17 protein-coding genes are annotated in these 14,785 nt (G+C 47.2%); 5 read left to right on the top strand and 12 right to left on the bottom strand.

Annotated elements, in window-relative coordinates:
* Window positions 1–32 precede the first annotated feature (32 nt).
* The 6 genes from KTG12_RS02595 to KTG12_RS02570 are packed head-to-tail and all read right to left on the bottom strand — an operon-like array spanning window position 33 to window position 3,786.
* Window positions 33–560 (bottom strand): sensor histidine kinase, encoded by a 528-nt coding sequence (locus KTG12_RS02595; protein ID WP_022322130.1) that lies wholly within the window; start codon window positions 558–560, stop codon window positions 33–35.
* On the bottom strand, window positions 557–1,297 hold the full coding sequence (locus tag KTG12_RS02590) for a PHP domain-containing protein (RefSeq protein ID WP_022322131.1): 741 nt from the start codon (window positions 1,295–1,297) through the stop codon (window positions 557–559). The genes KTG12_RS02595 and KTG12_RS02590 overlap by 4 nt, the downstream gene beginning before the upstream one ends.
* Complete coding sequence (locus KTG12_RS02585) at window positions 1,294–1,632, bottom strand: DRTGG domain-containing protein (protein WP_046452592.1); 339 nt, start codon at window positions 1,630–1,632, stop codon at window positions 1,294–1,296. Before KTG12_RS02585 ends, KTG12_RS02590 begins: the two co-directional genes overlap by 4 nt.
* Window positions 1,619–2,995, bottom strand: coding sequence for a [Fe-Fe] hydrogenase large subunit C-terminal domain-containing protein (locus KTG12_RS02580; RefSeq protein ID WP_022322132.1), 1,377 nt, complete (start codon window positions 2,993–2,995; stop codon window positions 1,619–1,621). Before KTG12_RS02580 ends, KTG12_RS02585 begins: the two co-directional genes overlap by 14 nt.
* A gap of 2 nt (window positions 2,996–2,997) precedes the next feature.
* Window positions 2,998–3,423 carry an ATP-binding protein gene (locus tag KTG12_RS02575; RefSeq protein WP_005643243.1) on the bottom strand — a complete coding sequence of 142 codons (426 nt, stop codon included), beginning with the start codon at window positions 3,421–3,423 and terminating at the stop codon, window positions 2,998–3,000.
* 18 nt (window positions 3,424–3,441) lie between these two features.
* Window positions 3,442–3,786, bottom strand: a complete 345-nt coding sequence (locus tag KTG12_RS02570) for a DRTGG domain-containing protein (RefSeq protein ID WP_005637954.1) — start codon at window positions 3,784–3,786, stop codon at window positions 3,442–3,444.
* A gap of 95 nt (window positions 3,787–3,881) precedes the next feature.
* Between KTG12_RS02570 and coaW the strand changes: the two genes are divergently transcribed.
* Window positions 3,882–4,724 (top strand): type II pantothenate kinase, encoded by an 843-nt coding sequence (gene coaW, locus KTG12_RS02565; RefSeq protein WP_138272644.1) that lies wholly within the window; start codon window positions 3,882–3,884, stop codon window positions 4,722–4,724.
* A 174-nt stretch (window positions 4,725–4,898) separates the two neighbouring features.
* Here coaW and KTG12_RS02560 read toward each other — a convergent pair whose 3' ends face one another.
* A complete protein-coding gene (locus KTG12_RS02560; RefSeq protein WP_122121016.1) occupies window positions 4,899–5,330 on the bottom strand; it encodes a DUF6078 family protein in 432 nt (143 codons plus the stop codon).
* Window positions 5,331–5,525: 195 nt separating this feature from the next.
* Between KTG12_RS02560 and KTG12_RS02555 the strand changes: the two genes are divergently transcribed.
* The 4 genes from KTG12_RS02555 to KTG12_RS02540 all read left to right on the top strand — a co-directional run bounded on the left by KTG12_RS02555 (window position 5,526) and on the right by KTG12_RS02540 (window position 9,199).
* Entirely contained in the window at window positions 5,526–6,902 is a 1,377-nt protein-coding gene (locus KTG12_RS02555) for an aminopeptidase P family protein (RefSeq protein WP_138272645.1), read from the top strand.
* Window positions 6,903–7,140: 238 nt separating this feature from the next.
* Window positions 7,141–8,367: a phosphoserine phosphatase SerB gene (serB, locus tag KTG12_RS02550; RefSeq protein WP_005637964.1), complete on the top strand. Its 1,227-nt coding sequence runs from the start codon at window positions 7,141–7,143 to the stop codon at window positions 8,365–8,367.
* A 40-nt stretch (window positions 8,368–8,407) separates the two neighbouring features.
* Window positions 8,408–8,710, top strand: coding sequence for a Dabb family protein (locus KTG12_RS02545; RefSeq protein WP_005643234.1), 303 nt, complete (start codon window positions 8,408–8,410; stop codon window positions 8,708–8,710).
* A 15-nt stretch (window positions 8,711–8,725) separates the two neighbouring features.
* A complete protein-coding gene (locus KTG12_RS02540) occupies window positions 8,726–9,199 on the top strand; it encodes a C-GCAxxG-C-C family protein (protein WP_005637969.1) in 474 nt (157 codons plus the stop codon).
* A 4-nt stretch (window positions 9,200–9,203) separates the two neighbouring features.
* Here the strand turns inward: KTG12_RS02540 and KTG12_RS02535 are convergent, their stop codons facing one another.
* The 5 genes from KTG12_RS02535 to KTG12_RS02515 all read right to left on the bottom strand — a co-directional run bounded on the left by KTG12_RS02535 (window position 9,204) and on the right by KTG12_RS02515 (window position 14,503).
* Entirely contained in the window at window positions 9,204–9,908 is a 705-nt protein-coding gene (locus KTG12_RS02535) for an MgtC/SapB family protein (protein ID WP_005637970.1), read from the bottom strand.
* A 42-nt stretch (window positions 9,909–9,950) separates the two neighbouring features.
* Complete coding sequence (locus KTG12_RS02530) at window positions 9,951–12,110, bottom strand: alpha-galactosidase (protein ID WP_046452589.1); 2,160 nt, start codon at window positions 12,108–12,110, stop codon at window positions 9,951–9,953.
* 202 nt (window positions 12,111–12,312) lie between these two features.
* The gene (locus tag KTG12_RS02525) at window positions 12,313–13,224 is read right to left on the bottom strand and encodes a dihydroorotate dehydrogenase (protein WP_046452588.1); all 912 of its coding nucleotides are present in this window, start codon (window positions 13,222–13,224) and stop codon (window positions 12,313–12,315) included.
* Window positions 13,212–13,991: a dihydroorotate dehydrogenase electron transfer subunit gene (locus KTG12_RS02520; RefSeq protein WP_005637977.1), complete on the bottom strand. Its 780-nt coding sequence runs from the start codon at window positions 13,989–13,991 to the stop codon at window positions 13,212–13,214. Before KTG12_RS02520 ends, KTG12_RS02525 begins: the two co-directional genes overlap by 13 nt.
* Before the next feature lie 62 nt (window positions 13,992–14,053).
* Window positions 14,054–14,503 carry a helix-turn-helix domain-containing protein gene (locus KTG12_RS02515; protein ID WP_046452587.1) on the bottom strand — a complete coding sequence of 150 codons (450 nt, stop codon included), beginning with the start codon at window positions 14,501–14,503 and terminating at the stop codon, window positions 14,054–14,056.
* Window positions 14,504–14,785 lie beyond the last annotated feature (282 nt).

Here is a 14,785-nt window from a genome sequence, read left to right as displayed (position 1 = left end):
TATTGCTTATAACCAATCAGACCATCTTATTTTCAAGACCGGATATTTTCTTTTATCATCTCCTTAATAAGCAACATCACCTTCGGATGGCTCAGTGGGACGCCGTCCAGAATCTCTTTTATTTCATTCGTGCTGATTGAATACCCGGTTTCTCCCGAACGGTATTCAAAGCAAACGTTTATTTCCGGATTGCCGGTGATCAACAAGGCGACTGTACCCGGAAGATCTCCCCAGGGCGGGCAATCGATATGATCCGAATGAAAGACAGCCCTCACTTTCGTTCCCTTTCCCGGCTCGGATGTCAGGGTGACACTGCCGCCGGTCTGCTCCGCATTCTGGATCAGGAAGGGAAGGCCGAGTCCGACTTTGCGAGTCGTGCGGGTGGTGTAGAACGGGTTCGTGACACGCCGGGCGGTTTCCGCATCCATCCCTAAGCCGTTGTCCGTGATGCGGATGACGATGCGGGTATCCTGCTCTTCTACGGACAGCCCTATCTCCGAAGCATTCGCCCGGATACTGTTTGCGGTGATATCGGTGATATGAAAAGATAGATTATTCATGCTGTTACAATCGTATGACCGTTTTCCTTCCGGAAAGCCATTGCTAAATGTTCAAAATCAAGCAGGTCGGCTCTTAGCAGGGAATATTTCGTGCCGATCTGTCCGGGATCATGCGCATCAGAAGCGCTATAGACCGTGTAATGCTTCAAATAAGCATGTGCCGCCAACAGCCTTTCATAGCGGACAGCATCCTTGAACTCGATCGCATCCAGCGGCAACGAAGGATCTATAAACCCCAACTGGCTGATCAGGCTGAACGAAGGACGTTCGACATGGGCCGCAATGAACAACCCGCCCAGACGATGCACCACTGCGGCAATCTGTTCCACACTCCGGTCGAGGGCCGAGATAAGCAGATAAGGGGCTTCCCCCACGATCTCGTTCCGGGCGTTCACCCAGACCTGGTCGCCGAATCGTTCAGGGTCGTTCGGGACAGGCGGCAGATTGTCATCCAGATACATCTGGAAAGCGGCACGTGCCCGGTCATCTGCAAAAAGTGCCACGCAGTGCGCCTCTTCGCGTGTCGTCACCTCCGCACCGGCAAAGACCATGAGTCCCCGCTCCTCCCCTAAAGCCAGGATTTCGGGACATTGCAGCGTGCTGTTATGATCCGTCACAGCAATGGCATCCAATCCCCGTTCGAGGGCCGTTTCCACAATCCGCTGCGGGCTCATCTCCAAGCTTCCGCAAGGCGAAAGACAGGTGTGCAGGTGCAAATCTACCCGGAACTCCTTCATGCCTGTTGCAAAAGGCTGTATATTTTTCCCGTTACTTCGAATGCGGAAAGCGGCGTTCCGAGCAAAGGCACGTCTTCCTCTTTTCCTTTCTCAAGCGTTTCCTCGTCCGGCGAAGCCCCGTTCACGATCAGGACGGCTGCCACATCTTTCAGAGTGGCGACCGCCACGATGTTCTGGTGTGTCTGCATCGTGACCCACAACATTCCTTCGTCTATATGTCCCATTACGTCACTCAACAGGTCGCTGGTGTAGCCGCCGGAAATCTCCGCGTCCAGTCCTGCCTCTCCGCAAAAAACGGTTAAGTTCAATTCTCTCACTAAATCACTGACCTTCATATTTGGCTCCTTTCTTATAACAATCTTTATTCAACCGGTCTTTCCCCCAGGTCTTTTCGATCAGGCGGAAAGCATGTTCCTTGTCCAGCTTCCCGTGCTTCTCCATATTGCGCTGCATGAAGACGCAATCGCTGAACTGCGCCTCATGGCGGACGATGTCTTCCGCCAACGCCTGGCAGTTGGGCGAACCACAGGCCCCGCAATCGATGCCGGGCAGGTAGCACATCAACTTGCGTACCTGTTCCATCTTTTTCAGGACTTCTTCGATATTTCCTTCGTATCGCAACTTCGGGTTGGGTTGAAGCGGACGAATGGTGATGTGTTGTTTCAGATAGGACAACGCCTCCAACCGGTCGGAATAGATCAGCGGGGCTTTGTCGCGTTTCATCGAACGCTTCATCACCCGCTCGGCTGTCAGGAAACGGTTGGCGACTGCCAGCACGCCACCGGCACAACTCCGGTCGCAGGCACGCAGTTCGAGGAAGTCCACATTGCGGACTTCGGTGGTCGACTCCATCCGTTCCAAGAATTCGATGACATTGTGTATCTCGTCTATCGCCAGGCAGCGGCCGGAGAAATGTTTGGTTTCGCCTCCCGTCTGGCTCCAACGCATCTCCTTCTTGGTCAGGGAGGGCGGAAGGACGCATTCGGGCGTGTAGTTCTTCGGACGGTTTTTCAGGATATGATATACCTTATTATATAGGGTATCCATATTGATCACGCCTTTGATCGTGGACGAATATCCCTCCGCACCTTTCAGGGAGGCGATCTTCGCCGCACAGGGCGTCACATAAAAAATACCGATTTCTTCGGACGAGAAACCGTCTTCTTCCAATACCTTATGATAGTAAGTGGCTGTCGCATTGACCGGCGGCTTCACCAACAAGATATTATCGACCAGGGCCGGGAAGCGCACCTGTATCAGCCGGACGATAGCCGGGCAAAACGAACTGATGACAGGTTTATCCTCCGCCAGCTCCATCTGCCTGAGCATCTCGCGATGGATCATGTCTGCCGTAAACTCGACCTGGAACACATGCGTAAACCCCAGTTCGTACAGCGCACTGAAAATCTCTTCCTCCGTCGTATATTTGGAGAACTGCCCGATAAAGACCGTCGGAACCAGCACGACACGGGCCTTGTAGTCGAATATCTTCTGGAAGTCGTCCTGCTCCACATAGATGGCTTCCGTCGGGCAGGCTTTCAGACATTCGCCGCAGTCCACACACCAACCTTTACGGATGGAGGCTTTCCCCTCGCGGATACGAATCGCACCGGTCGGGCACTTCGTCATGCAGTGGGTACAGCCGACACAACGGTCATTGTCTATTTTCAATGCGTGGTAAAACTTTGTCTCTTCCATGGCTATCTGTCGTTTGCGGAGAAGTAGGTCAGCATACGGACAACCGTGCCCTCTCCTACTTTGCTCTCGATCGTTAATTCATCTACATTCTTCTTCATATTGGGCAACCCCATGCCTGCACCGAACCCCATCTCGCGGACGGCTGCCGATGCGGTGGAGAAACCTTCCTGCATGGCCTGTCCGATATCGGGAATGCCGGGACCTTCGTCTTGCAACAGGAGGCTGATCCTGTCGGCTTCGATATCGGCCAGAACCGTCCCTCGCCAGGCATGCGCCACGACGTTGACCTCGGCTTCATAAAGAGCGACGACCACCCGCTTGATGATGCGCGGATCGACGGACAGTTGCTTCAACACCTTCTTTATCTGGCTCGAAGCATAGCCGGCTTTTGAGAAGTTGCCTCCTTCCAGTTCAAATCTGAATTGCATATCTTCACCTCCTTTTGCTTAATAGATCGGCGGAAGGCCGTTACAATAAAGTTCACCGACTGTATGGTACATCGAGTGATCCGTTTCCATCAGGATCATCTCGTTTTCTGCCGCCAGTTGTAAAATATCGGGAGTCGCTTTCTTTCCCCTGACGAACAGGATGCAGGAAACATCCGCCATCTCTGCCGTCCGGATCGTCTGCATGTTGCACAGACCAGTGACGAGGAGCACACCGTTGCAATCCAATGTCAGGACATCGCTCATCAGGTCGCTGGCGAAGGCGCACTGCACTTCGTGGTCTTCCCGGCCGTTACCACACACGACTGTCGCGCCGGTAAGTGCCATTATCTGCCGTATCTTCATATTATATAAAGGTTATATTTGCCGGGGCAATGTAAGAAATAGTTATAACTTTGCAAGCGAAAAGATACGGAAAGTTATAACTAAATCATGAAAATATGGGCGTAGTAATAGGTATTGACGTAGGTGGAAGCACAACCAAGATTGTCGGAGTGGAAAACAAGAGCATCCAGTCGCCGATGTTCGTCAAGGCGACCGATCCGGTCACCTCGCTCTTCGGAGCTTTCGGCAAGTATATCTATGACAACGGGATCACCTTGCCGGAGATCGAGATGGTGATGCTGACGGGTGTGGGAAGCGCTTTCATCGACCAGCCGCTATACGGCTTGCCGACAGCCAAGACCGATGAATTTCTGGCCAACGGCCTCGGAGCCAAATATGCCGCTTCGCTGGAAAACCTGATTGTCGTAAGCATGGGGACGGGAACTTCTTTCGTAAAGGTTGAAGGACCGCATATCCAGCATATCGGCGGCATCGGCATCGGAGGCGGAACCTTGCTCGGACTCTCCCGCCTGCTCCTGAAAACGCAGGACATCCATCTGATCGCTGAAATGGCCCGGAAAGGGACCCTGACGAATATCGACCTCCAGATACAGGACATCTGCAACAGGCCCCTGCCCGACCTGCCGCTGGACGCCACCGCCTCCAACTTCGGAAAGGCGGACGGCAACGCCTCTCCCGAAGACATTGCTTCCGGGATTATCCACATGGTCTTGCAATCGATCGGCCAGGCTGCCATCCTATCGGCTCTCAACAGCCCGATCCGCGATTTCGTCCTGATCGGCAACCTGACGCAACTGCCCCAGTGCAAGGAGATCTTCCCTAAGCTGGAAGAAATGTATGGCGTCCGTTTCCTAATCCCCAAATATTCGGAATACAGGACAGCCATAGGCGCCGCCCTCACCTATATGGACGGGGCGCCGATTCATCCGATCAAATAAAGCGGTAAAAAGATTATCAATTAACTGTCAGAGTATTGCATTTACGAAACATTTACCTGTCGATGTAAATGCATTTATGCTGGCATGTAAAAATGTTTACATCGGATGGTAACAACATTTACATCGGCATGTAACGTCTTTTACTTGGGCATGTAAAAGACTGCAGATGCCCAGTCACCAGTCGTATTCCTCCACATATCCGTCAAAGTATTCGTCCAACCGCACGCCTAACTTCCTGGCAAGCGCAACCACCTGCTGCTGCTCGGCCGGTGACAGCAACGTTTCTCCTTTCCGCTTCTGATAATATCTCCTGACTCCCCAACTACCGATCAGACGACACCTGAACGTACCCGACACACTGACCGCCAAGGCTCCGGCCGTACACAGGAACCCTTTGGCATAACGCACTTTCTCGTTGGAACGGTAATACTTGCACTTCCCCGCCATCGCTTCTATCGCTTTCAGATGCAATGTCGGAGGAAAAACAACATTTGCCGGAATACGGTCGTATGCGATCCGCCTGAGACAAGTGTCGCCGCGAGGACAGTCTGCCGCACATAAACCGTAATTAGAAGGAATTTTAGAATAAGATGTGTCTTTCATCATAGTTCTTGTATTTTAATGATTACATAGCAAAGGTACGATAATTCGTTACCGCCGCAAGCCGGCAGGCGGAAATCGGTGAAACTTTCCAAAGGCTGACAAAAAGATACGAGTAACGACAAAAATAATAGGATACGAATAGGTTAGGATTCCAATTTATGCTTACCTTTGGTTGCATTAAATTAAATTTATAATATCATGTTCGCAAAAGAAACTTATATCGCCCGCAGGGCTAAATTAAAACAGACGATAGGTTCCGGCCTGCTGTTATTTTTGGGTAACGATGAGTCAGGCATGAACTATGCCGATAACACATACCATTTCCGCCAGGATTCCACTTTTCTGTATTTCTTCGGGCTTCCCTACGCCGGGCTGTCCTCCATCATCGACATAGACAACAACCGCGAGATCATTTTCGGCGACGAACTGACGATCGACGCAATCGTCTGGATGGGAACACAGCCGACGCTGAAGGAAAAGAGCGAAGCAGCCGGTATCACCGAAGTACGTCCGTTCAAGGAAATCGATACCTATCTGAAGAACGCGCAGCAGAAAGGCCAGCCGATCCATTACCTGCCGACTTACCGCGCCGAACACCAGATCAAGCTGTTCCAGTGGTTAGGCGTCGTTCCGGGAGCCGAAAAACCTTCCGTACCTTTTATTATGGGCGTTGTCAACCAGCGTAACTATAAGAGCGAAGAAGAAATTGCCGAAATAGAAAAGGCTTGTATCGTGACAGCCGACATGCATCTGGCCGCCATGCGCACCGTCCGTCCGGGCATCCGCGAAAGCGAAGTGGCCGCCGCCGTTGCCGAAGTTGCTTATGCCAACAATTACGAACTCTCTTTCCCGATCATCGCGACGATCAATGGGCAGACGTTGCACAACCATGATCATAGCAATTTGATCAAGAGTGGCGACATGCTTCTGCTCGATGCCGGCGCCGAAACGGAGATGGGATATGCCGGCGACATGTCGTCAACGATTCCTGCCGATGCCAAATTCACCACTCGCCAACGTGAGATCTATGATATCCAGGTGGCTGCCCACGAAGCAGCTGTTGCAGCTTTGCGTCCGGGTATCCCGTTTGTCGATGTATATGAATTGTCCTGCAAAGTGATCATGGAAGGCCTGAAAGAGTTGGGCTTCGTGAAAGGCGATCCGATGGAAGCAGTCAAAGCCGGTGCTCATGCCATGTTCATGCCTTGCGGACTGGGACACATGATGGGACTGGACGTTCACGATATGGAAAACTTAGGCGAAATCTACGTCGGATATGACGGCCAGCCGAAGAGCACGGAGTTCGGACGCAAGTCTCTCCGCCTCGGACGTAAGTTGGAACCGGGCTTTGTCCTGACTATCGAGCCGGGCGTTTACTTCATCCCCGAACTGATGGATCTCTGGAGAAGCCAGAACAAGTTCACCGAATTTATCAATTACGACAAGCTGTTCACATATAAAGATTTCAGCGGCATCCGCAACGAAGAGGACTATTTGATCACCGAAAACGGCGCCCGCCTGTTAGGTAAAAAGATCCCCGTCCGTGCTGAAGAGGTAGAAGCGATAAGAAAATAAAAACAAAACAGAAATGACGAGAGTGCCCCTGTTGTATTAACAGGATACATCCTCGTCATTTCTGCCTGATTTTTTACAACTTTTATCCCTTGATCTGCCTATTCGTGCAGGATCAGGACAAGCGCACCGAAGGCATGAGGGACGATTGTTCCATATCTCTGATAAAACGGTATTATTTTAAGAAAACACTTTTTACTTAAAATAATTATTCGTTCCTTCGCCTCACAATTACAATCGTATGGGACAAAAAGACGAAATAATACTGATAAACATAAATGGTACGGATCGTCCGGGGGTGACCGCCGCCCTTACCGAGATACTGGCCAAGAACAACGCGGTTATCTTGGACATCGGTCAAGCTGATATCCACAACAACCTCTCTTTAGGCATCTTATTTCAAAGTAGCGAAGGCAATTCGGGGGATATTCTGAAAGAGTTACTCTTCAAAAGTTATGAGCTTGATGTAAATATCCGTTTCAACCCGATCACCGAGGAAGCTTATAACCAATGGGTTTCCATGCAAGGCAAGAACCGGTATATAATAACGATTCTGGGTCGGAAACTGACTGCCCGACAAATCGCAGGTGTTACACGCATTGTTGCCGACCAGGACATGAACATCGACGACATCAAGCGTTTGACGGGACGTATCCCTTTGGATGAGAATGCCCGGACGCCGAAAGCCAGTGTAGAATTCTCCGTGCGCGGTACGCCGAGGGACAAGGAACAGATGAAGGCCGATTTCATGAAACTCTCTGCCGAGCAGGAGATGGATATATCTTTTCAGGAAGAAAGCATGTATCGACGCATGCGTCGCCTGATCTGCTTCGATATGGATTCGACATTGATTGAAACGGAAGTAATCGACGAACTGGCTATCCGAGCCGGTGTCGGTGATCAAGTGAAAGCCATTACCGAAGCGGCCATGCGGGGAGAAATTGACTTCTGCGAAAGTTTCCGTCAACGTTGTGCCTTGTTGAAAGGCTTGGATGTCTCCGTTATGCAGGAAATAGCCGAGAACCTGCCGATTACCGAAGGGGTGGACCGTCTGATGCGTATATTGAAAAAGGTAGGCTTCAAGATTGCGATCCTTTCCGGAGGATTTACTTATTTTGGCAACTATCTGAAACAGAAATACAACATTGACTACGTCTACGCCAACGAGCTTGAAGTGGAAAATGGAAAGCTGACCGGACGTCATGTCGGCGACATTGTGGACGGGAAACGCAAAGCGGAACTGCTCCGTCTTATTGCACAAGTCGAGAATGTGGATATCCGCCAGACGGTCGCTGTCGGAGACGGAGCCAACGACTTGCCGATGATCAGTATTGCCGGTCTTGGAATCGCTTTCCATGCCAAACCAAAAGTAAAGGCTACGGCCAAACAGTCCATTTCAACGATCGGGCTTGACGGTATCCTGTATTTCTTGGGCTATAAAGATTCCTATCTGGATGAAAAAATGTGACATTGATTTATTATATAGATAAATAATCATAAATAGTAAAATGATCAGACACATCGTAATGTTTAAATTGAAGGAGTTTGCAACTCCGGCCGACAAGCAGGCTAAAATGCAGGAAATCAAAACAGGATTAGAAGCATTGATCGACAAAATCGACGTCTTGCGCATGATCCGCGTAGATTTTAACGTGAATCCGGCAGAGACATGGGATATCATCCTTACTACAGAGCTGGATACACTTGAGGATGTCGGAACGTATGCCAACCATCCCGAACATGTAGCCGTATCCAAGGGCATCATCGGTCCCGTCAAGGCAGACAGAGCTTGCGTCGATTATGAATATTAACAAGCGAAGAGTATCATGAAAGACTTTGATCTTGAAGAACGAGTAAACCGTGCAGTTCAGAATTTCGAAGCAGGTTATAATTGTGCACAATCTGTCTTTCTGGCTTACTCGGATATCTTTGAATTGGATATGGAGACAGCCAAGAAAATGTCTGTCTCTTTTGGAGGAGGTGTAGGTCGTATGCGCGAAATTTGCGGAACAGTCAGCGCAATGGCTATGTTAGCGGGATTCAAATATCCGGTTCAGGACATTTCCGATCAGGAAGCCCGCACCAGGAATTATGCAATGGTACAGAAAATGGCTGACATGTTCAAGGAGAAAAACGGGACAATCATCTGCCGCAACCTTTTGCCTCCTGAAGACGCAGCAGCTACGACACCGGCACCGGCCGCCCGTACGCAAGAATATTATAAGAAGCGCCCTTGCGGAAGATTCGTTGGAGATTCGGCTCGCATTGCAGGAAGAATGCTGAAAGGAGAATTGGATTGATGGCTTATGCCATCAATCTGATTTGTGTAACAATGCCTAAACTCCGTATTTCATTGAATAAGTTCGTATAGGAAGAGATCGCCTTTACATTCACTTTGTATGTGATAACAGATCGATCCTCTTTATAAAACGTCTCGAAAGAGACACTTACGATAAAAACGCCTTTACTTTCCAATATCTTCCGGACAGCCTTCAAATCGGGGGTCGCCGTAGAACAGGTGATAGCCAGGATCTTATTGACACCATTCAAGAACATTCTTTTCTCCAAACGTTCCAGACTGACCAGAATGAAAAGTGTTATGACAGTTGCAATAGCAGCCGGAATATACATTCCGGCTCCCACTGCCAAACCTATTACCGCCATTACCCAGATACAGGCTGCTGTCGTCAGCCCATGAACACTTCCGTGACTTTGGATAATTGCTCCCGCTCCAAGAAAACCGATACCCGAAAGCACTTGTGCCGCAATACGTCCCGGATCGCCATTCAAGAAGTTAGGATAACATTGCGGAATCCAGATAGAGACCAGCATAGCGGCAGTCGAACCCATACAAATCAATGTAAAGGTACGCATTCCCGCCTCCCGTCTTCTGAACTGGCGCTCTATCCCGATGACAGCTCCCAAGAGAAAACTGATCAACAACTTTACAGTTGCCGTATAAGGGGTAATAACCGTGTTTTGTAATATGTCGTTTATCTGTTCTAACATACTTATTGCTTTAGTAACACACAAATATAGCAATTTGTTTGATTACTTGACCTCTGTAATTTCAATCACATGACTATTTGTCGGCCGACTTGAAAACACAGGAATACCGACATTCATCAGAAACTCTCCGGAGAACGTTTTACCGTTGCAGGCCAATCTGGATTGCGTACCCGGAACCAAATTGATTTCTTTCAATTCGTAACGGGCATCCTCCTTCAAGCCCTGTAAACGAAGGGGTTGTATCGACTCTGCGTATCTCGGATGGATATCGAAGGCAAACAGAACAGCTTTGTCTGCATTGTCGTTGGCATACATAACAGCAGCATGCTGGCTTTCATAAGGCGACTGCAAACGGTATTGGTCACCGTCCAAAATAACATCATCCAAACGTTTGAAGTTAGCCACCGCCTCTTTACAGTATTGCTGGTCTGTCTGGCTCATTTCGTGAATACGGATGTCGAAACCTAACTTACACATACTAGCTACGTCTGTGCGGAACTTAACCGGCTGTTTACCCCAACTCGTTACGTGGGCAGCCATACTTTTAGCGGGAAAGAAGTAAGAATAACCCCATTGGATAAAAATACGCTCTACGGCATCCGTATTATCGCTCGGCCAAAACTCGGTGAAATATTTCAACGCTTCATAGTCACAACGTCCACCACCACCGGAACACAGCATCATCGGCAGATTCGGATATTTCTGTTTGATCCGTTCCAGCACATTATAAAGACCGCGTACATACTCAATGTATAAATGGGACTGCTGATCTTTCAGATACGGAGAGTAGATATTCGTTATCGGGCTGTTGCAATCCCACTTGAAATAGGCGATACCCGGATATTTCGTCATCAGATTGTCTACCACACCATATACATAATCCTGGACTTTCGGATTAGTCAAATCCAAAACCATCTGATTTCTAAAGTAATACTCGTCACGATTCGGCAAATGAATCACCCAGTCCTTATGTTTCTCATACAACTCGCTTTTAGGGTTTACCATTTCCGGTTCGATCCACAAACCGAACTTAATGCCTCTGTCCGTCGCTTCCTTCACCAACTTTCCGATACCGTTAGGCAGCTTGGTAACGGTTTCTTCCCAGTCTCCCAATCCCTGATGGTCACTGCTGCGGGGATACTTATTGGCAAACCAGCCATCGTCAAGCAAGAACATATCGACTCCTAATGCAACGGCTTCATCCATAATATTCACCAACTTGTCTTCATTAAAGTCAAAATAGGTCGCTTCCCAGTTGTTCAGCAATGTCATACGAGACTTCTCGCCGTCTTTCAACTGATATTTGCGTGCCCAACGCTGGAAATCGCGGCTGGCTTTCCCTTTACCTTCCGTGCTGTAAGTGAAAATGAACTCCGGTGTGCGGAACACTTCATTCGGTTTCAACGAGTACTCCGATGCATACGGGTTGATACCAGAAAGTACGCGCAAGCCATTTTCATTATCCACTTCAAACGTAAAACGGTAATTTCCTGTCCATCCGATAGTTCCGAATAATACATCTCCGGCATTCTCTTCCGCTTTCCTGTCCAGAGCAAGCAAAAAAAACGGAGAACAAAACATGTTGGCACGACTCCCCAACTTGGTATCCAATATCTTTTTACCGAAAGCCAGCTCGGTTTCCTTCATATTGACTTCATGTGCCCAGTCTCCTGCAAATTCGGTCAGAAAATACTTGCTGCCGTTCAGATGCAACAAAGAGGAAGCATAGTTATAAAGGGTGACAGGCTTCTTCTCCTGATGCGAGATCTCCGCATATTCCTTGATGATGTTTTCCTTCGGATAAGCGATGAAATGTAACTTCACTTCGACCGGATATTTATCATCTTTCAAAAGAATTACCGTCTCGTCAACTCCCGGCTGAAGCTGTTTGTTTTCGTGGGAAATATATTTCAGGAGCAGTGACGGGTTACCGTCATTATGCAAAACACGGATAGCCGGCTCGAAATAATCTTCCATGCCATGTGTCAGATAGGCTTCATTACCGAGAGGTAATTGTACGATATCCGAATCGAATGACAGTTTTTGTCCCAGATAAGATTGATACAGGCGGCCATTTTTATCATCAACCTTATAAATAAGGCTAATGTCATCGGTTGTAATTGGAATTACAGTTTTTCCATTTGCACTCAGCGTCGCTGATATCGCTATTAGACATAGCAAAAAAAGATGTCTGATCTTCATGTTTTTCCTCTATAATTTATTAATTAGATATTACAAATCCAAGGTTTATTTTATATACGAACAAAGATATTATAATTATTGGAATAATGATAGTCCAAACGAATAAAAATTACAAGAAAAAGCCTGCAAAACGCATAAAATAAGTCGTTTTACAGGCTTTTCTTTAATTTGTTATTCCGAAAAGGATTATCTCATCCTGTTTTTATACTTCCAAAGCTCCGATCAGTTCGCGGACAGACGAAAAACCATGTCGGTCACAATAATCGTTCATCCCTTCGATAACCTTTATGCCAACAGCTGGATCTACAAAATTGTAGGTTCCGATCTGGATTGCTGTAGCTCCGGCCAGCATGAACTCCACCGCATCTTTCCAGTTCGAAATACCTCCCAAACCGATAATAGGAATCTTTACAGCCTTATAAGTCTGCCATACCATCCGCAAGGCAACCGGCTTTACACAGGGACCGGAAAGACCACCGGTTATTGTAGATAATACCGGTTTACGCTTCTCCGCGTCAATGGCCATCCCCAGCATAGTATTAATCAATGAAACAGAATCTGCTCCTTCGGCTTCGACCGCTCTGGCAATCTCCGTAATGTCGGTCACATTAGGGGAAAGTTTTACAATAAGGGTCTTCGGATAAACCTTGCGGACAGCCTTCACCACTTCACTTGCCCCACAAGTCGTCACTCCAAAAGCCATACCTCCCTGCTTTACATTCGGACAAGAAATATTTAGTTCGATCGCCGGAATATTGTCCAAATCTGCAATCTTCTCAGCACATTCCACATACGTTTCCACAGAGGAACCGCTCACGTTTACAATCATGTTCGTGTCGATATCCTTAATCTCCGGATAGATATGATCGACGAAATATTGTGCACCCTTATTCTGCAAACCTACGGCATTCAACATTCCCGAAGGGGTTTCCGCCATACGGGGATACAAATTCCCTTCGCGTGGCTGGATCGTTGTTCCTTTCACAAAAATACCACCCAAGCGGGAGATATCCATAAAGTCCGAATACTCAATGCCATATCCGAAAGTACCCGACGCCGTCATGACCGGGTTCTTCAATTGCAAATTACCAATGTTTACGTTTAATTCAGCCATGTCAAATTTTCAATATTAAATACAGGTCCTTCAGTACATACACACACATGATGCTCATCTTTGGTCTTCTCCACACAACATAAGCAAGCTCCTATACCACAAGCCATTGTATTTTCAAGAGAGACTTCGCATATAATAGAGTTTGCATGGGCGTATTTGGCAACAGCCACCATCATCGGTTTAGGTCCACAAGTGTAAATCCGGTCGAAATGTACATCTTTCAAGATGGAATGGTTGGTCACATATCCCTTTTCGCCCAATGAGCCGTCTTCTGTTGTAACATAGACTGTTCCAAACTGTTCGAACTGTTCCAATTGTAACACATCTTCCTTTGAACGGGCTCCCAAAAGGAACGTAGGTGTGTAACCGGCTTTTTTCAGGATGGATCCCAAATACAACATCGGGGCTGTCCCGACACCACCACCGATCAGCAGTAATTTTTGTTCTTTATCGGCAGGCAGCGTGAAACCGTTTCCCAAAGGCAACATGATGTTAACAACATCACCCGGTTTATACTCAGCCATCCGGCGTGTTCCGTCACCGACCAACTGGACGAGCAACCACAGTTCATTGGTCGCTCTGTCGACATAATTAATTGAGATCGGACGACGAAGAAATGTTGTAGGAGAGTTATCCACACGTACCTGTACGAACTGTCCCGGCAACATTTCCGGCAGGATCTGATCAGATGTTAGTTTAAGCAGGCAATAATTTTTGTGAAGGCTACAGTTTTCAGTCACCTTCATGTCAAGCATGTACTTCTTCATATAATATGATTAGTCTAATTCTATACAAAGATACATGAATATGGTATATAAACCAAAACAAGCTATTCTTTCTTATTTTTTTCAGAAACAAAAGTGTCAAATGTATTATCGGAATAGAATACCATTATTTTACTTACTTTTCTGGTTGCTGTTTCTTGCTGTATAATTTGCTCAACAACAGTAGGTTTTACAGTGTTTACAGGTGTATCAACCCTCATTTCCTTGCGATATTCAAGAGCAGCTTGCCCTCCGGACGGATTTATCGCCGTATTTGAGAACAAATCTGGTTGTGTTGACATATGATCTCGCACCATTTCGCCTTTACCGAAAAGGAGCCAGTCGGAATCGACATAAGTGAACCGATCCAGAATTTTTATAAGGACATCCAAGCTTACATTATTTCTTCCGTTCAAAATATGCGACATTGCTGAACGCTGGATACCGATTGCTTCTGCAAATTTAGAAGAGGTCAAGCCTTCACGCTCCATTATTTGAGTAATACGTCCTATCATTTTTGTAAATCCTAATTTGTTTATAGAAATACTGCCATTATGTCTGTTTACATGGAAGGAATGTATACAAATCAATAACGATACAAATATACACAATGATTCTCAATTGTGCAATTTAATTATATAAACTTAAACCAATACTTTTGTATCGCATGGATAACAATTGTTTCCGTTAAGATTGTAAACAGGTTGTTTTAATGCAAAAATCATATTAAAGTATTACTTAATATATAGGCTATATTTTACTGTTAATCTTTTAATTAATAGAAAATGATATTGAGA

It is taken from the genome of Parabacteroides sp. MSK.9.14, from assembly GCF_019041495.1.
GTDB lineage: Bacteria > Bacteroidota > Bacteroidia > Bacteroidales > Tannerellaceae > Parabacteroides > Parabacteroides merdae.
The sequence above is the reverse complement of the archived record's forward strand: the minus strand, read 5'-3'. Positions and strand labels throughout refer to the sequence as shown.